Below are 18,113 nucleotides of genomic sequence, written 5' to 3' on the forward strand. Positions count from 1 at the left end.
TTAATCGTTACACATTTTGACTCTTTAGTCATTAATCCTTTGTCATTTGTCATTTGTTTTATGTGTCATCACTCGTGACTCATGACTTATGACTGATAACTACTGATTATTGGTTTTCTTAAACGGGGATCTTTTTGGTTTTTGCTTTTTGGGCTGAACTTTCTCGTAGTCTAGCTCCTTAAGCTTCTTCATAATTCTGTTAAAGTACTCTTGCAGGTAATTTTCTAAGGTGGTGGTTTCGTTTGGATCTAATCCAAAAACCTGATAAACTTCTTCCATTGGGGCACTTAAGGGTCTACCACTGGCGATGACTTCTGTAAAGGCAAGTCTGTCTGCGACGTTCCATCCCCACTGAAAAAAGCGTATGAATCGGCGCATGGTACGTAGTAAGTTTATTGGCATCCGCGTCACTCGTGCTTCCTTTCCAGACAAACGTTCACACAAACTAATAATTTCCTCGGCACTCCAAGCGCGAGTTCCTACCACTGGAAAAGTTTGCTTTTCGGTTTCTGGGACTTTCAAAGCACGGATGGCAAATTTAGCAACATCTTGAGTGTCCATATAGCCAATGGGAGACGATTCTCCTGTCACCCAAACAGGCTGTCCTTCCAATATGGGAATTCCATATTGACCAATTAAGCCTTGCATGAAGCCAGCAAGTTGCAAGATGGTGTAATTCAAACCAGACTCAGCCAAAAACAGCTCTGTACACCGCTTAATTTCCATTAGCGGCACATCTGGGTATTTTTCAGCATCGAGTATCGAAAAAAAGATAAAACGTTCGACGCCTGCAGCAACAGACTCTTGAATCAAAGAGACCTTGCCTTCCCAATCGACTTGTTTAATACTCAGAGAATCTGTAGGACGAGATGTTGCTGCATCAATGACTGCTGTCACACCTTCAAGTGCTGCTGTTAACGTATGACGATAACACAAATCTCCCCGTACAAGTTCCGCTCCCCACTCTTTTAAAAAAGTAGCTTTCTTTGGACTCCGAACAAGACAGCGGACTTTATACCCCTCATCGATGGCACGACGAGCCACTTGTCTCCCTAAGGTGCCAGTGGCACCAACTATTAATAATGTCATGAGGGCTTTTTACAAATTTTAAAGTTTTATGAATAAAATCTTATCAGACTTGTTTATGCAAACAAAAGTTTACATGCTTGTCAAGCGCGTATACGAGACAAAGAGACTTTATCGCCTCTTGCCTCGATAGCGTGCCCCTTTAAAGGGATTCCTCTTCTCCACCCTGAATTTTCAGCAACAAAGTGCCTAAACCCCAGCCTACAAAGATTAATCCGAAGGAAAACAGAGCTGCATTCAACATTTCGCCGCTCATCGCTGTAATTCTCCTTTGTTAATTGTTTAATTAAGTTAAGTTTACCAGAGCCTGAAAGAACTGCCATAGTATTAGACTTGTGTAAAACATTGTAAACTTGCCGACACCCTAAGTCGTCCTGCTTGTCTTGTTGTCCTTATTGCCTTCAGGGCTTCAGGTAGAACCTTTAGTAGGTAAGCTGCTCATCCACTCTTATTTTTTTGACCTCTTGCTTTGCTCCCGGTATTCTTAAAATCAGAAATTTTGGCAGAAATTTTGGCAGAAATTTTGGTTTCTCATTCAGGCACTTCTAAACATGATTCAGGGAAACATCAAAGTCATTGATGCTGTAAGCAACAAAGCTGTCCCCTTACCTGTGACTCCAGGAACTTCATTGCTAGCCACAAATTCGTTTCAATTCTTAAATGAATTAAACATTGATCGCCTCTATATGTCAGCCTGTGAAATGCCTGAAGTGATTGTTCGCGAGCATTTACTGACACTGCAACTGAGTCCGCAGCATTTATTTGAAACTTGGGAAGACGGACAACTCAAACAGATTCATAAAGGGGTTGGGAGTGTTACACTAGCTCCGGCTGGGTTCAGGTTTCGCGGTAGATGGGATCGCGATGTTGAGATTTTGATTTTGACGCTTAAACCTGCTGCGATACGCGGAGCGTCAAGCCGGAGGCTTATCGCAAAGTGTGCAGCCCAATTACATGATACCAATCAAACTGAACTCGTCCGCTGTACTGGCAGACTGGACTCGCAGATTTGGCATCTTGGGTTAGCCTTAGAAGCTGAATTCAAAGAGGGAAATCCTAATTGTCGATACTTTTGGGAATCTCTGACGAATGCTTTAGCGCTGAGAGTACTCAAGCAATATTCAGCCAAAGAGCCAAAAATTCAACACTACTGCGGTGGTTTATCACCTCACCAATTGAGACGCACGATTGAGTACATTAACGATAACCTCGCAACCCATCTCTCGTTGAATGTTCTCGCGGCGATGCTTGGTATGAGTCCATACTACTTTGAGCGATTATTCAAACAATCCGTTGGATGCACGCCTCACCAATACATTCTCCAACGTCGAATAGAAAGAGCCAAGCAACTGTTGCGAACAACCCAGCTATCAATCATGGAAATCGCATTCCAAGTTGGCTGCAAAAACCACAGCCATTTCTCAAAACTGTTTCGGAAGTTGACAGGAATATCTCCTAGAACTTATCGCAATTCACTTTAAAGTTCGGCTCAATTTATTGATGGATTCCCCTACACCCCTATACCCTTACCCCCTTACACCCCTTTTGCTGACAAAAGATTTTGCAAATTTAGAACAGTTTCGCAAGATCTGCCAAGTCAACTTGAGATGGATGCTGATACAGTTTTACAGGTGTTCTAGAAGTCAAGCAGGTAAATTATGGTATCTCTTTCAGGGAAAGTCGCAATCGTGACTGGTTCATCGCGTGGTATTGGACGGGCGTTAAGCGTAGCTCTGCCGTAGGCAATCGCTCTTCGACTCGGACGCGATGGCGCAAAGGTAGTTGTCACTTATGCTGGAAATCGAGACAAAGCAGAGGAAGTTGTTTCAGCTATTAAAGCAAATGGTTCAGATGCGATCGCTCTCCAAACAGACCTTTCCAAACTGGACGACATTCGAGCCTTATTCCAGAAGACGATGAGCCATTTTGGTAAACTGAACATCCTCGTCATCAGCGGGGGAGCGCCCAGACTCACAAAACCACTCGTAGAAACCACCGAAGAAGAATTTGATTCTGTTTTCACGTTTAATGCCAAGGGCAACTTCTTTGCCCTCCAGGAAGCCGCTAAACACATGGCTGACGGTGGGCGCATTGTCACTTTTTCCACTCCGTATACGGTACAGCCTCAACCTAACCTATCTGTCATCGCGGGTAGCAAAGCTGCAATTGAAGCGTTTACTTTTGCGCTAGCTTTAGAATTAGGCAATCGAGGAATTACCGTCAACGCCATTATGCCGGGACCAACCACCACTGAATCGTTTGGTGAGATGGTTTCAGCCGAAGAGCAAGCCCAGTTGAAACAAATTGCACCACTGGGACGATTGGCAGAACCGGAGGATGTTGCTAACGCGGTTGCATTCCTTGTCAGTGATGAGGCGGCTTATGTGACTGGACATACACTTCACGCCACAGGTGGGTTGGCTTAAGTTAAGAAATAACTCGAGAAGATAAGAAAAAGGGCAAAAAAGCAAACTTTCAATTCAAACAATAGACTTCTTACAAAAATGCTTGAAATGTCATGTTGAGCGAAGCGAAACATCTCTTGAGATTCTGAGGCTTCGCCGCGCCAAGGCGTTAGCGTAGCGTCTTTGAAGGAGATACGCTACACTGCGTTTTGCTGCCCTCCCTTGCCTGCTGCGTTAACAGAATGACATCCACAACTTTTCTGCTTTTGCAAGAAGTCTAATTTGTTGATGAGTCGTTGCTCCAATCTTTGGCGTGGTTACACAACGAATTCTGATGTACATAGAGCTTGTGTTCTCAACAAGTTTTTGCAACACAACCATAATATTGACATTTTTCTTTGAAGAATAGAAACTAAGACTAGGGTGGTAAGAGTGTGAGTGAAGCGATTAGTAATTAGTCATTGCAAAGATATAGAAGGAAGGTTATTTCCTTTAGTTTGAAAAGCTTATGTAGCGAAATGGATAAATTTTACACCGCAAAATAAAAGTGGCTAAGTATCAATGTTTGGAATTTCTCATTAAGAATCAAGTAAGGATTTGCCAAACTATGAGGAATAGAAAAAGACTTGTAAAAAATGTCATCTCTCTGATTGTAACTCTTGGTATTACTACGATTAGCAGTAGTGCGACTGATGCCCGTTCTTTAAAAGGAAATACAGAAAAAGGAGCGAATTCTGTTTCCAATTGTATTAGAAATCACAAGGAAAAACCAACTCCACTAAAAGTGAACCGAATTCCTAGTACTGGTAACAAACAAACGGACGATTCGAGTTCTTGTTATGCGTGTCGTAGAACTAGAAGGGGTTGCAGCTATGTACTATTACCATGTTCTAATGCATATGATACTTGCAATTGTGAGCGTGAGTAGCCCGTTGAAGGTATGTAAAGCTTTGCACAGAAAACTTTTTTATTTTTAATTCTGTTTAGTGTACTCAATTAGGAATCCTGTAATTTCAGGGTTCTTTCTCTTGTTGATGTACTAAATTTTGTTATCATAACCCAGCAATTCCAAGACCGCTTGGATTATTTTAGATATACTCAATAAAGAAATAGTGTGGTTTTCATCGTCTGCTATCTCTTGCTTTTGGTAACCTATATTTATAGCTTTCTCTGAATTACTTTGTTTTTTATAGATAGATTCGAATCCACCCAGAATCTCTTTTACATCTCGAACCAGTTTATTCTGATTTTCATCTAATGAGGAATTTTTATTTTTTATCAGTTGGTTTATCGTATTTAATGCTTGACAAAAATACCTTTCAGCATCTGGATACTGTTCTAATGTATAATTAGTAAAACCCAAGTTTTTTTTATCTTGCACTATCTTGAAGTGATCGCCTAACACTCGCCTTCTAATTTCTAAGGCTTGGAGAAAGAAGTTTTGAGCCGAGCTATAACTTTCCTGTTGATACCAAACTTTGGCTAAGGAACTCAAAAAAGTAGCTACAGATAGAGGCTCCTGTCCTTGTAAATATTGACTCTGATATAACGCTTGTTGATAAAGAGATTCAGCTTTTTTATAGAATTTTTGCTCATCTTCATAAAGTTTTTGCTCCTGGTAATGGAGTGCTTGCTCAAAGTAGACCGTACCTAAATTGTGGTAACTTTCAGCAATAACAAGATCATCCTCGTTTGAGAGTTGTTGATACATTGTCAACGCTTTATCATAATAGAATTCAGCCTGTTCCCAATGACATTGTTCACGATGCCAATATGCTAAATGGCTGTAACTTTGCGCTATATCTGGGTGCTCTTTAAGTTTAAGTTTTTCTTTTCTGATCTTTAATGCTTCCTCAAGCATCGGTTTAGCTTTCTTATACTCCCCAATCCAGGAGTATGAGTAACCTAAACCATCCAATATTTTAGCTTTGTCAAGATCTTCCTCTTCCGAGAGTTGCTTTTGGGCTGTGCTGTAGTTAAATATTGCCTTCCCATAGTTTCCCTGCAACAGGTGTGAAGCTGCTAGCACACTGCAAATTTCCATTACCAAATTCTTAGGTACATCATCGGAATATACCTTTTTCAAGTCGTCTAAGGTTGATGTACACAATTCCACTACTTCTCGCAAACGACTTCTTCTAGAGTTCCAGCGCCTTGCCAAAATCTCTGTCATTTCTACTTCTACTTCTATTACATTCCCTAGCTTAGCCAGTCGATGAATCTCTAAAAGTCGTTCCTCTAGAGTTTTTTCTTCTGGCTTGAACCAGAGGTCACATAACACATTTGTTGCTTGCCGATATAAATCATGTGAAGAGGTTTCATCCAACTTCTCTATCCAATTTACTACATGCAAAATGCGGGGTACTCGTAGTAACTCTTTATCATAACTAACTTCCAAAAGTCCCAAGGCAATAGCCTTTTTTATATGCTGCTCCAAATTCAAATTGGAAATAGTTTGACAAATCTCCTCTAACGCCTTCCTCGGTACTGGTAACTCATAAACTAATCCCCGTTGCAACATCTCTCGCATTGGCGGATCTATATCTATTTGTTTCTTCAAGTCTTCTTTTTGTTTTTTTGTCAAGACTTGCTTTTGTAATTCTACAGGATTGTCTTCCAAACCCTTGAGAGTCTCAATTTTATTGCTTGATTTTTGTAATTTCTCATATAGGAACTCCAGCAAGCGGAGATTACCGTCTGCCAGCTTTTTCATTTGCGACTGCCACTTCTCATCTTCCTGAGATTTATTACTAGGGGGAAATAAGTGCTTCCACTTTTTCTGTAAATCTGCTCCTCGCATCGCATCCAATGGTTGCTTGTAGAAATTCTGCAATTTAGTAAAGTCGAAATCGTAACGGCAGGTAATAATTATGCGGTTACTAGAGTAAATTTGTTCAATTGCCCAAACTATTGCATTTAAAACGGTTACTGCTTCTGTTGTGAGCATATACTTATCATTGCGAAGTTCCAAATTCTCTTCAAAGTCAACTAGCACCAACAAAAAATGCTTTTCACCATTTTTATGTAACAGCTCAAATACGTCCCTCAAGCGATATTTCAATTCATCACCAGAGTCTTCTAGCTTTTCCCGAAGTTCCTTGTTCAACTTCTGCGCTAATTTACTCACCAAGCTCTGTTCATCTACTTTTTCCACCCAGACAACTTGCTCATAATTCGAGAGTCTGTCGCACAACCTTGCTGCTAAACTAGCTTTACCCAAGCCACCCATGCCATGAATCAACACTCCTGTCTTTTCGATTAGCTCTCGCAAGCAGTTTTGTATCTGACGGCGACGACCGACAAAACTTTCACGGGTAGCGACTTTTCTGTTTCCGTCTTGCTCAAATAACCTGGGGGCTACTGATGGTCGTGGTGCTGGTTTTCGTCGAGGAGTGTTCCAGGGCGTGACTAACTCTCCTGGTAAAGTCTCTTTTGTGTAAAGCCGCAATAGATGCCAATCTCGCGCGTTATTTCTAATCAATTCCTTGTAGGTCTGAGCAACTGCTTGAGCTACCTGCATCCCTTGTGACAATTGCTGATACAAAACTTTTGCTGCTAGTGTTGCATCTTTGTCTGAAACACTGTTACCCCAACCTAAAACTGCTTGCACTCTTGATTCCAGTAACTCTTGTGCCAAAGAAGATACAGCTCCCAACCGACTTGCTCGTCCAGTATGACAACCTGAGAGAAATACTAGTTCGGGTAGTCGGTATGGTATTGCATCAACTATATCCCTGGCGCTAGCATGATAAGCCTCACCTGTTACCGTCTCTGTGATAAAGGAAGGTTTTCCATCTTTACTTCCACCTTTAGTGGCATGACCTGTCAGGTGTAAAATGTCAAAAGTTCCCTCCCCATTAGGGTTAATTACTTCCTTCAAACCTTCCAAAGAACCGCTTTCTTCCACAATCAAAGCTAAGGATTTTTCTGGCGATCGCACTTTCGTTGCTTCTAGAATACGTGCTTCCTCAGTCTCATAATCCAGTACAGGTTCTACATCTATCGGTGACGAAGCCATAAACAAAACTTGCAACGCTCGATTTGTCTTTTTCGGTTTGATGGATAATTTCTTTACCTTGTCCGATGATACCCATCGCACTGGAACAATCGCACGCTCAACCAGAAACTTTTCGCCATCGTGTAGCACTTCCCAAGGCAGATGAGCAAGTTTTTCTGCCACAGCAATGGCTAAGACAACTCCATAATTCGACGGATACTCATGCAACAAGTTTTGCAAAAAGCAATCGCTTCCATCCAACCAGCCATACAACTGCTGTCCAGTTTTGACATAGTCCACCGCTTCCCATGAGTTAACGTAGTAGTCTCGTTCAGCTATCTCAATCAGTTCATCAATTTCTTTCAACCTAAGGGAACGCGGTTCATATTGATTTTGATTATCTTGAAAGTAGCGTAGTTCTACATTATCACCTGTAACTCTTTTGAGGTCGAGGTGGAGAATTTTCATATTATGGCTCCAGAACTTTGAAGACTCCAATTATATTTTCAAAACTATAACTAGCTATTCCAGATATTGCATATAATTATTTTAAGTTTTCAGTCAACTGCCTTTTATTGAGCAAACCTACAAATCATGCTAATCAGCAACATGACGAAACTTAAGTCAACATTGATGAGGAGCGTAGACATAATTCAATCACAAACACTTAACCGAGAGTATTCAGTTTTGTGATTTTTATTAGTAAATTATCTAACTAATCTAACCTTTCTTGAAATAGACAAACGTAAATATTAAGAGTAACTATAATGACAGTAACGTTAATGCAAATACTAAACTTATTATTGGACTTTAGACAAAAAGTAAGAGTTCGCACAAATCATGACTATGGAGCGCGAGTTTAATTTAGAGTCGGCACTGCTGTGTTATCAATAAACAAAAGAAGTTGGCGAGCACGCAGTGCCCACCCTACAATTCGAGGTTTTTACTTAGAGAGGATTACTATATTAGTCTTAGAGGATGTCTGAGAAGTCAAAAATGTCATGCTGAGTCCTGAGCAAAGCGAAGGAACTGATAGCGTAGTGAAGCATCTCAAGACTACGCCTCAAAATCTGGATTCTTCGCTCCACTAGTTCCTAAGAGGAACCGCTACGCTGCGTTACGCTCAGAATGACAAAATATACCTTGGTTAATCTTTTCAGATATCCTCTTATACTAAAAATCAATTATTTGTGTTTAAATCATCTAATCTCTGAGCTAATTTTTTAAGTGTCTTATCATCAATCGTCTCACCTATTAAAAGAATGCGTTCCTCATTACGCCCAATAACAATAATAATTACCACTTTTTCAATTCTTTTCCCAGACTGTCCTTTTTTATACTCCTCATACCACTTGCGAATTTGTTCGGCTATCGCAATACCTCCACCAATAATTCCAACAATCGCCGCGACTGTTGACAATATTGTCTCTCTTTCAGGTTCTTCTGTTACCTTATAGCCTCCGGGTATTATTTCCGGAATTGCTAAAAGAGCTTCTGTTGCATCAATTGCGTCCTCTCCCTCAATCACTAACCGAATTTCTGTCATTGCTTTACCTGCTCATCATAGGAAAGTTTCAAATTTAGTTTCACATAGTTTCAGAGTAGTGCGATAGCCGTTCGCGTAGCGTTCCGCAGGAAAGGCTTAAGCTCTGCTTATCGCCACTGACATGAATACTCGGCTCAATCGTTTCATGTACAATTGCTCGAGGCGCGCTACTCTGATGAGCGATGCTCCCAAAGAGAGCCATTTCATGATCATTATTTTTTGTTCTTTGATATTAGGTGTACTATACCATTGGGTCACATTTCATAGCATGTGACACGACTGGGTACAGAATGTGAGATGTACAAAAAGTCAATTGTTGAAGTCCTTAATAATACAAGTTAAGGTGACTATGCTTTCCCAAAAAAAATTGCTCTATATAGGAGTTGCTTGTATAAGTAGTATAAGTAGTGTTTTAATCGGTAGTTGCTTTAATAGTCCTACTCAGTTTATCCTTGCCCAGACGAATAGTGCCTGTGGAAACACCAAAATTGCTCCAGAAACTACAAATTCTGGTTCTTCACTAAGTGCTCCAGACAAAGAATTCATGACTAAAGTGGCGCGAAGTAACAGAATAGGGATTGCAACAAGTGACCTTGCACTCCAAAAGTCTGTAAATCAAACAGTGACACACTTTGCAAAGCAAATGAAGCGAGACTATGAAGATTGGAAGAAACAGCTGGAGAAAATAGCAAGGAATAAACGTTTTAATTTACCAAAAGATTTTGGTCCAGATAACGAATCCTTCTTGAAAACACTGAAGTCGCTTGATGATGATAAAAAATTTAACCGAGCATATATGCGAGTGCAGGTTCAAATTCATTCCAACATTCAGAGTGAGTTTCAAAACTATTGTCAACAAGGACAAGACCAAGCTTTGAAAGGATTTGCAGAGAAAATCTTACCAGTTGTTGAGAAAAATCGACAAGACGCTGGAAGAAAAGGAAAACAGTTTTAAGGAATCACCAAAAGTGTTTCCAGCATGAAAGTTAGATTTTTCTACTCCTACAATGGAGAGTTAACTGTTTGAGAGAACCGGAGGATGTTGCTAACGCGGTTGCATTCCTAGTCAGTGATGAGGCGGCTTATGTGACTGGACATACACTTCACGCCACAGGTGGGTTGGCTTAAGTTAAGAAATAACTCGAGGTTGGAAATGAAGTCTCCGATTGTGCTAATTAATGTCTTTTCAGTTCCTCAAGGCAAAGAAAACGAATTTGCCAGTATGTGGACTGAGGCGCTTGAGTTGATCAAAAATGAACCAGGTTTCATTGATGCAAAACTGCATCGAAGTCTTGATCCAAATGCCCAGTTTCAATTTGTTAACGTTGCTCATTGGGAGAATCAAGAGGCTTGGAAAACAGCATTCGATAAGCTACAGCTTCAAGAACTGACCAAACAAGTCTCTTTTGAGCAAATTCCTGCTCTCTACAAAGTTGAAGTGCATCTTGAGAAAGAATAATATGCCGACAATCCACAAATTACATGAAAAAGATATAATATCAGTGCAAAGCCGCCCACGCTTGGCATTGACACTCGGAGACCCAGCAGGAATTGGACCAGAAGTTATTTTAAAAGCTTTAGCCGACCCGGAAATAAGCAAAAGTTGTGATGTGACAATAGTGGGTAGCCGGGATTTACTAGTAGAGATTTTTACGAAACTAAAGTTAGCCAAAGATTCTCAGCCTTTAGCAAATCCAGCAGAGTTATCAATTCTTGATGTGTCTTTAGACAAGCACACACAGGATGAAATTCTGATTGGGACGGGTAATGCAGCAAGTGGTGCGGCTAGCTTTGCTTATATGGAAACAGCGATCGCCCAAACACTCGCAAATCAATTTGATGGTATCGTCACAGGTCCAATTGCCAAATCAGCATGGAAGGCAGCAGGATATAATTATCCAGGTCAAACAGAACTTTTGGCCCAAAAGTCGGGTGCAAAACGTGTAGGAATGTTGTTTGTTGCGCGATCGCCCCACACTCACTGGACACTTTGTACTCTGCTTGCTAGCACACATATTCCATTAAGTCAAGTACCAAAAGTATTAACACCGCAGCTGATGACAGAAAAACTTGACTTACTGGTGGAGTGTTTAGAGAAAGATTTTGGTTTAGAAAGAGCGAGGATTGCGATCGCTGGTTTAAATCCCCACAGCGGCGAACAAGGACAACTCGGACACGAAGAACAAGATTGGTTAATTCCGTGGATTGAGCAAGAACGTAAAAACCGCCCAAATTTACAGCTAGATGGTCCCATTCCACCAGATACAATGTGGGTTAAACCAGGTCAAGCTTGGTATGGTAACATTGACCCGTCACAAGCAGCAGATGCCTACCTTGCACTGTACCATGACCAAGGTTTGATACCCGTGAAGTTGATGGCATTTGATAGAGCAGTCAATACTTCTATTGGTCTTCCTTTCGTGCGGACTTCACCGGATCATGGGACAGCCTTTGATATTGCGGGTAAAGGAATCGCTGATGCTACGAGTATGAAAGCAGCAATAGAGTTAGCAGCACAGTTGGTATCTCAGAGGAAAAAAGTGGAGAACACAAAGACACCATCACGGATATAGTCTATCTCCAGTCGCGGAATCAAACACAAACAACTGATCTAAATCTAATTCTAGAGAAAGGCGTTCGCCTCTTTGGGGCACAAAAGCGTCATCGCTTGAATGAAGGCGTACATCTGCACCAGTCTGAATATTAAGTATGACTCCCGAATTTGGTAAACCTGCACGAATCAAGGTTTCTCGTCCCAAAGGTTCCACCACCTTCACCTCAACGAGCAACTCTCCCAACTGCTGCTGTGTGTGTTCTCTGTCTTGGAAAGCTTTGAGCGAAGGAAACCTCCGCTCAGACTTTGGGCTGCGCCTGGGCGATTCATTTAAATAAATATTCTCCGGACGAATTCCCAAATCAAATCCTTGTCCGGCTGTCGGGCGTAGTTTCTCTTGTATAACAAGAGGACAAGGTAACACCTGACCACTCACATCAAAACTATGATCCATGAACTTGGCAGGTAAAATATTCATTGGAGGATTTCCCAAAAAAGTTGCTACCATGCGGTTAGCTGGTTGGGAATAAATATTTTGTGGTTCGCCGATTTGTTGAATGTGTCCCCGGTTGAGCACGACAATTTTATCAGCCAAAGTCATAGCTTCAACTTGGTCGTGGGTAACGTAGATAGTCGTAATTCCCAAGTCCTGATGGAGCTGTTTTAACTCTGCGCGGGTGTCATCTCGCAACTGAGCATCTAAATTAGATAAAGGCTCATCCAGCAAAAAGACTTGTGGTTGACGGGCGATCGCTCTTCCCAATGCAACCCGCTGCTGTTGTCCACCAGAAAGCTGTTTGGGTTTGCGTTCTAAAAGATGTTCCAAACAAAGCGATCGCGCTACTGTCATCAGTCTTTCTTGAATCACTTTAGGATCTACTTTTCGCATCTGCAACCCAAAAGCAATGTTTTGCGCCACGCTCATGTGAGGATACAAAGCATAATTTTGAAATACCATTGCCACATCCCGTTGTCGGGCTGGGATATGATTAACTTGTTTATCCCCGATATAAAGTTTACCAGAGGTGGCAGTTTCCAAACCAGCGATGGTTCGCAAAATGGTAGACTTACCACAACCAGAAGGTCCCACCAGCACCCAAAACTCACCATCAGGAATTTCAAAAGTAATATCCTCAATAGCGGTAACGTTATTAAATCTACGCTTAATGCTGTCCAGACGAACGTTTGCCATTTTGAGATTTTATCCTTTGTTTTTTATCCTTATATCCTTTGTAACTAAAAACTAAGGATCCATAACTAATTCCAGGCAGGGTGAGAGAGTAAAGAAGCAATCACTCGCACTCCACGCAGTTGGTTAGATAGAGGTAGATGACCTCTAGGAGCGCTCAGATTCCAGGTAAACTCGTTAGGATAACGCGTCCAGTTATTACCTTTTTTCCAACCAATTTTTTCCCAAAGATTCTCCCAGTTTTTACCCAGGCTCAACCAAATTTCTCGTTGTACAGAAAAACCAAACTTTCCCTCTGAGTGGACTAGCCACAGAGTATTGATAGTCTTTAAGTCAGTTGCTGGGAAGCTTTCTACCTCAGTAAAATACAACCATTTTCTTTGCACCGCTGTTGTTCCAGCGAGTTCACACATTTTTTGTAAAGTCATGTGATCAGCTGCTTGGAAGTCACAAGCTGCAAGCAATTGTTGCACACGACTGTAATCAATACCACAATCTGATTTTAGAGGTACGATCCCAGAAGGGAAATAAGCTTGCAAAAATTCTTTTGCTTTGGGTGAATCAGAGTTATAAAGAGCCTGGTATACTTTACCATCCACCCAGTTTGCCGGATTTTTTTTACGTTCAAATAAAAATTCCATGAGGACATCCAAGCCCATATCTCCCAAGTTTGCTAACTGTGGGATAACCTGCTGTTGGGTGCCAACAGATCCAGAGACTAACGGTTGGCGGAGGGAGTCGATGTTATGAGTGCCTGATACAATCAATGGGTCTGTCATGCCATTACTCGTAGAATGCAATTGGTGAACAAGCGATTGGCTATCAGGTTTTGTGGATGGGTGTTGCACTGATAGCGAAGAGTAGTTTACAGGAAATCGCAAAGAATGCCCACTCATTACTTTACTTTTGTTATCCGTCACTCAAGACTCAGGAGAGTCTTCACGAATAAGTTCACAATTCATTTGGGTTTGCTATATATTCAAAGAGTATACTAATAAAGCGTGCGAGCTATCAGATAGCGGCGGTTTAGAGAGATCCCACGCACCTGTGCCCGCCATGCTCCCCAGGGGAAAGGAAAACTCTGCGCCTCATAGACCTTATACATCTATCAAAAAAATTCGCGCTTCCTTCCAAACATGATTTTTCCTCCTTTGAGTTTATAGCCCAAAGGACACTATGTTGCAGCGTAGCCATCAGGAGTGTTCGATGTACGATAAAATTACCCCGCCCACAACAGGAACAAAAATCACCTTTAAGAATGGGGAACCAATTGTTCCTGACAACCCAATTATCCCTTTTATTCGAGGTGATGGTACGGGGATCGATATTTGGCCCGCGACTGTAAAAGTTCTTGATGCTGCGGTAGAAACGGCGTACAAGGGCAAGCGGCAGATAAGTTGGTTTAAGATTTATGCCGGAGATGAAGCTTGTGAATTATACGGAACATATCAGTATTTACCTCAAGACACTCTCACGGCAATTAAGGAGTATGGTGTTGCGATTAAAGGACCATTAACAACCCCCGTTGGAGGTGGAATACGGTCTCTTAATGTTGCACTGCGGCAAATTTTTGACCTATATGCCTGCGTACGTCCTTGCCGCTACTATGCAGGAACACCTTCACCTCATAAAAATCCAGAGAAACTTGATGTCATTGTTTACCGGGAAAATACGGAAGATATTTACTTGGGTATTGAGTGGCGACAAGGTAACGAAATAGGCGATCGCCTAATTTCCATCCTCAACAACGAACTCATTCCCGCCACACCGGAACACGGAAACAAAAGAATTCCTCTAGATTCAGGCATTGGCATTAAACCCATCAGCAAAAAGGGTTCCCAGCGCTTAGTACGACGTGCTATCAAACACGCCTTGCAACTCCCCAAGAATAAGCAAATGGTGACTTTGGTGCATAAAGGTAACATCATGAAGTACACTGAAGGCGCTTTCCGTGATTGGGGTTACGAGTTGGCAACAAGCGAGTTTCGCAATGAGACGATTACCGAAAGAGAATGTTGGATTTTGAGTAACAAGGAGAGTAACCCCAATATCTCCCTAGAAGAGAACGCTCAATTGATTGATCCTGGCTTTAACGCCCTGACCACAGAAAAGCAGAGCTTTATTGTCAAGGAAGTTGAAACAGTTCTTAACTCAATTTGGGAAACTCACGGTCATGGCAAGTGGAAAGATAAGATAATGGTCAATGACCGCATTGCCGATAGTATTTTCCAACAAATTCAAACTCGACCAGATGAGTATTCGATTCTGGCAACAATGAACTTGAATGGTGATTACTTGTCGGATGCAGCAGCTGCTATTGTTGGCGGACTGGGAATGGGACCTGGGGCTAATATTGGTGATCAATGTGCCATTTTTGAAGCCACTCACGGTACAGCACCCAAACATGCAGGATTAGACAAAATAAATCCTGGTTCCGTGATATTATCTGGTGTAATGATGCTAGAGTATCTCGGTTGGCAAGAAGCGGCTGATTTGATTAAGAAAGGTTTAGGTGATGCGATCGCGAACCGTCAAGTGACTTATGACTTGGCGCGGTTGCTAGAACCTCCAGTCGCACCTTTAAAGTGTTCTGAATTTGCTGAGGCAATCATTAAACATTTCAATTAGTGCAATACCTTCGCCAAAATGTCCTAACTCTAGAAGAATGGACAACAGTGTCTATTGGACTTTTCAGAAAATGGCGAAGGCTTGTAAAGTCTAGAAACCGGGTTTCGCAAAAGTCACCCGGTTTTTGATTACCTGTCAAAACTTGTGTAGTCGAGTACTAGTAGAGGCAAATCTAAAAAACTTGTGACCAGAGGAAATTGCTGATATCTTGCACCGGGGTCAAACTAGCAGGTTTGTTGAGAATAACGACACAAGCCTTACCTTAATTTTCCGCCTCAGTGACCCGGTTTTTTTGGTCTTGTTGAGAATTTTGCATTCCGGTCAGGTAGGGTGTTTTCCCTGGTTCATTTAGCATGACTTCTGGCTCCTTAAAGTTTTAATTAAGAAGATTGTGATTAAAATTTTGATTCCAAAAAGTAGGGTAAAATTTTCCCTGTCTTGTGTTTTTTCTCTGATATGTATTATAACAGCATCTAAAAATATACATTTCATGACTGATGTATATTCAGCCAAAAATGTTGTTTGAATGCTGTCAAGAATTATAAACATTCAATCATGGGTCATATTCAGTGCGTCATCGTAAATCTAAACTATGAAAGTATCCATCATCATATCTAACTATAACTATGCTCGATATCTACCATCAGCTATTGAATCTGTCATAGCTCAGACTTATAAAAACACTGAAATTATTGTTGTGGATGACGGTTCCAAGGACGATAGCTGTCAAGTTCTTTTACAACTTTCACAGAAATACCCAAATAAAATCAAGGCAATATTCCAAGTCAATCAAGGACAAGGTGCTGCCTTCAACACAGGGTTTGGGGCAGCGAGTGGAGATATTATTGCTTTCTTGGATGCAGATGATGTTTGGAAGCCCAACAAATTGCAGCGAATTATAGAGATATTCCAAAATTCAGACGTAGTGGGCGTTATGCATTTTTTGGAAAATATTGATAGCAATGGCAAACCGATCAAAGGTTCCATTGTCGGAAAGTCACTTGATGATGATCTGGCAAGAATCATCGTAGAGACAGGTAATGCTTGGTGTTTCCCACCGACCTCTGGACTTGCCTACCGTCGTGATGCACTCCAAAAAGTGTTTCCTATAGATTCTGTGAAATGGCGGTTGTGTGTAGATGGTTGCCTCATATACTGTACAGCGTTTTTGGGCAAGATTAAAACACTGGATGAAGTTTTGGGAAGTTACCGCATTCATGGTGCAAACCACTACGTCAAACAGCAGATAGAAATAACCACACAAGTAGCAAAATCGCAAGCAGGAATTGAGATGACCAACCAATGCATCAACGAGTATTTGGAAAGCATCAATCATCCGTACAGAGTGGACTTATCGCGCAACCTCCAGTACCAACGCACGAATTATTACACACGTGGCAAATGGAATATCAAAGATGCGTTGGCTATATCAAATTTGATACTAAGGTGGCGTTTCTACAATCAGCAAGAACAAATTTATTATTTCACTCGGTTCTGGATGAAAAATATACAATTGCTTTTCCGTCAAAACTCTGATACAAAAACTTTAAAACCCTCTTGAAGTTTTTTATGCATCAACCACATCCTCATCGTCCCGTAATTCCACCCGTTCCAGAAGGAGTAACACGTCCACTCTGGTCTGTGATGATTCCAACTTACAATTGTGCTGAATATCTGCGCCAAACACTAGCTAGTGTTTTAGCGCAAGATCTAGGACCTAAGGTCATGCAAATCACCATAGTTGATGATTGTTCTACGCAGGATGATCCAGCAGCCGTTGTCGAAGAACTAGGAAGGGGGCGTGTGGAGTTTTACCGGCAGCCAAAGAATGTGGGTGCTACTAAAAACTTTCAAACTTGCTTAGAACTTGCTCGTGGGAAGTTAATTCATCAGCTACATGGCGACGATTATGTACATGATGGCTTTTATCAAAAAATGCAAAAAGCTTTCAGCGATTACCCGGAAATCGGTGCAGCCTTTTGTCGCAACATTTTTATAGATGAACATGGCAATCTGCAACATTATTCCGATCTTGAGTTACCTGAAAGTGGAGTATTACCCGGAAAGTGGTTGGAGCAAATTGTTGGCGTTTGTCGTATCCAAACACCTGCAATTGTAGTACGGCGCGAAGTGTATGAAAAGCTAGGAGGATTTGACCACCGCTTTTCACTTGGTGGTGAAGACTGGGAAATGTGGGTAAGAATTGCTGCTAACTACCCCATGTGGTATGAAGTTGAACCCTTAGCTGTGTATCGCTTACATTCACAATCTCTGACTAGAAGGAATGTGGTGAACGGTGTTTATATTGAACAACTGTACAAAGCTATAACTGTTTTTCAATCGTATCTACCCAAAACGTTTCCCAGTAAAATTCTCAAGCAAGCAAAGCGCAATTGTGCGTTCTTTGCTCTTGAAACCGCAGACAAATTACTCGCCAAAGGTGATATACCAAAAGCACTGTCTCAAATTCATACAGCATTGAGGTATAGCCGCTCCTTTAGAGTTATCAGGTCAGCTGCTCGCATTATTCTATTATATCGGACACTATGGCTGTTGCGAACCGCAGTTGAAATGATGCTCAAAATCAATAAATTCTTGCGTAATCTGCGCTGACCGATATGAATTTATAATTTGAAAAGGATAATGTCAGTTAAGTAGAACTCTTGTTCTAAATGCAAAGTTGTTAAATAAACCTCTTGCAAAAATCT

The 18,113-nt window shown here is 41.4% G+C and carries 15 protein-coding genes and 1 pseudogene; 9 read left to right on the forward strand and 7 right to left on the reverse strand.

The features are described from left to right. Positions 1-99: 99 nt before the first annotated feature. Positions 100-1,089 (reverse strand): SDR family oxidoreductase, encoded by a 990-nt coding sequence (locus DP117_RS05645; protein ID WP_169217350.1) that lies wholly within the window; start codon positions 1,087-1,089, stop codon positions 100-102. 139 nt (positions 1,090-1,228) lie between these two features. After that, entirely contained in the window at positions 1,229-1,342 is a 114-nt protein-coding gene (locus DP117_RS05650) for a PetM family cytochrome b6-f complex subunit 7 (RefSeq protein ID WP_169217351.1), read from the reverse strand. A gap of 295 nt (positions 1,343-1,637) precedes the next feature. Here DP117_RS05650 and DP117_RS05655 point away from each other — a divergent pair, with 295 nt between their 5' ends. After that, positions 1,638-2,567, forward strand: coding sequence for an AraC family transcriptional regulator (locus tag DP117_RS05655; protein ID WP_169217352.1), 930 nt, complete (start codon positions 1,638-1,640; stop codon positions 2,565-2,567). A 155-nt stretch (positions 2,568-2,722) separates the two neighbouring features. On the opposite strand, the gene DP117_RS37190 is transcribed toward DP117_RS05655, so the two are convergent. Then, positions 2,723-2,875 (reverse strand): hypothetical protein, encoded by a 153-nt coding sequence (locus tag DP117_RS37190; RefSeq protein WP_339380997.1) that lies wholly within the window; start codon positions 2,873-2,875, stop codon positions 2,723-2,725. Here DP117_RS37190 and DP117_RS05660 point away from each other — a divergent pair. Continuing rightward, positions 2,832-3,512, forward strand: a complete 681-nt coding sequence (locus tag DP117_RS05660; protein WP_339380998.1) for an SDR family oxidoreductase — start codon at positions 2,832-2,834, stop codon at positions 3,510-3,512. The two genes, DP117_RS37190 and DP117_RS05660, sit on opposite strands and share 44 nt — an antisense overlap. A gap of 1,018 nt (positions 3,513-4,530) precedes the next feature. On the opposite strand, the gene DP117_RS05665 is transcribed toward DP117_RS05660, so the two are convergent. Both DP117_RS05665 and DP117_RS05670 read right to left on the reverse strand, forming a co-directional pair. After that, the gene (locus DP117_RS05665; protein ID WP_169217353.1) at positions 4,531-7,956 is read right to left on the reverse strand and encodes a tetratricopeptide repeat protein; all 3,426 of its coding nucleotides are present in this window, start codon (positions 7,954-7,956) and stop codon (positions 4,531-4,533) included. Positions 7,957-8,668: 712 nt separating this feature from the next. After that, positions 8,669-9,034 carry a hypothetical protein gene (locus DP117_RS05670; RefSeq protein WP_169217354.1) on the reverse strand — a complete coding sequence of 122 codons (366 nt, stop codon included), beginning with the start codon at positions 9,032-9,034 and terminating at the stop codon, positions 8,669-8,671. A 349-nt stretch (positions 9,035-9,383) separates the two neighbouring features. Between DP117_RS05670 and DP117_RS05675 the strand changes: the two genes are divergently transcribed. From DP117_RS05675 to pdxA, 4 genes and pseudogenes are all read left to right on the forward strand, one after another. Beyond that, entirely contained in the window at positions 9,384-9,989 is a 606-nt protein-coding gene (locus DP117_RS05675) for a DUF4142 domain-containing protein (RefSeq protein WP_169217355.1), read from the forward strand. Positions 9,990-10,048: 59 nt separating this feature from the next. After that, positions 10,049-10,162 (forward strand): annotated as a pseudogene (locus tag DP117_RS05680) (SDR family oxidoreductase); the annotation flags it as partial. Between the two features lie 25 nt (positions 10,163-10,187). Then, positions 10,188-10,493: an antibiotic biosynthesis monooxygenase family protein gene (locus DP117_RS05685; RefSeq protein WP_211175939.1), complete on the forward strand. Its 306-nt coding sequence runs from the start codon at positions 10,188-10,190 to the stop codon at positions 10,491-10,493. A gap of 1 nt (position 10,494) precedes the next feature. Next, complete coding sequence (gene pdxA / locus DP117_RS05690; protein ID WP_169217356.1) at positions 10,495-11,607, forward strand: 4-hydroxythreonine-4-phosphate dehydrogenase PdxA; 1,113 nt, start codon at positions 10,495-10,497, stop codon at positions 11,605-11,607. Here the strand turns inward: pdxA and DP117_RS05695 are convergent. Together DP117_RS05695 and DP117_RS05700 are read right to left on the reverse strand one after the other, a co-directional pair. After that, positions 11,596-12,780, reverse strand: a complete 1,185-nt coding sequence (locus DP117_RS05695; protein WP_169217357.1) for an ABC transporter ATP-binding protein — start codon at positions 12,778-12,780, stop codon at positions 11,596-11,598. The genes pdxA and DP117_RS05695 overlap by 12 nt on opposite strands. A gap of 65 nt (positions 12,781-12,845) precedes the next feature. Further along, positions 12,846-13,556 carry a GUN4 domain-containing protein gene (locus tag DP117_RS05700; RefSeq protein WP_169217393.1) on the reverse strand — a complete coding sequence of 237 codons (711 nt, stop codon included), beginning with the start codon at positions 13,554-13,556 and terminating at the stop codon, positions 12,846-12,848. Positions 13,557-13,983: 427 nt separating this feature from the next. Here DP117_RS05700 and DP117_RS05705 point away from each other — a divergent pair, with 427 nt between their 5' ends. The 3 genes from DP117_RS05705 (at position 13,984) to DP117_RS05715 (ending at position 18,018) form a co-directional block, all read left to right on the forward strand. Further along, positions 13,984-15,405 (forward strand): NADP-dependent isocitrate dehydrogenase, encoded by a 1,422-nt coding sequence (locus DP117_RS05705; RefSeq protein WP_169217358.1) that lies wholly within the window; start codon positions 13,984-13,986, stop codon positions 15,403-15,405. A gap of 592 nt (positions 15,406-15,997) precedes the next feature. Beyond that, positions 15,998-16,966, forward strand: coding sequence for a glycosyltransferase (locus DP117_RS05710; protein WP_169217359.1), 969 nt, complete (start codon positions 15,998-16,000; stop codon positions 16,964-16,966). 8 nt (positions 16,967-16,974) lie between these two features. Next, a complete protein-coding gene (locus DP117_RS05715; RefSeq protein ID WP_169217360.1) occupies positions 16,975-18,018 on the forward strand; it encodes a glycosyltransferase in 1,044 nt (347 codons plus the stop codon). The last annotated feature ends 95 nt before the right edge of the window (positions 18,019-18,113 follow it).

It is taken from the genome of Brasilonema sp. UFV-L1, from assembly GCF_012912105.1.
GTDB lineage: Bacteria > Cyanobacteriota > Cyanobacteriia > Cyanobacteriales > Nostocaceae > Brasilonema.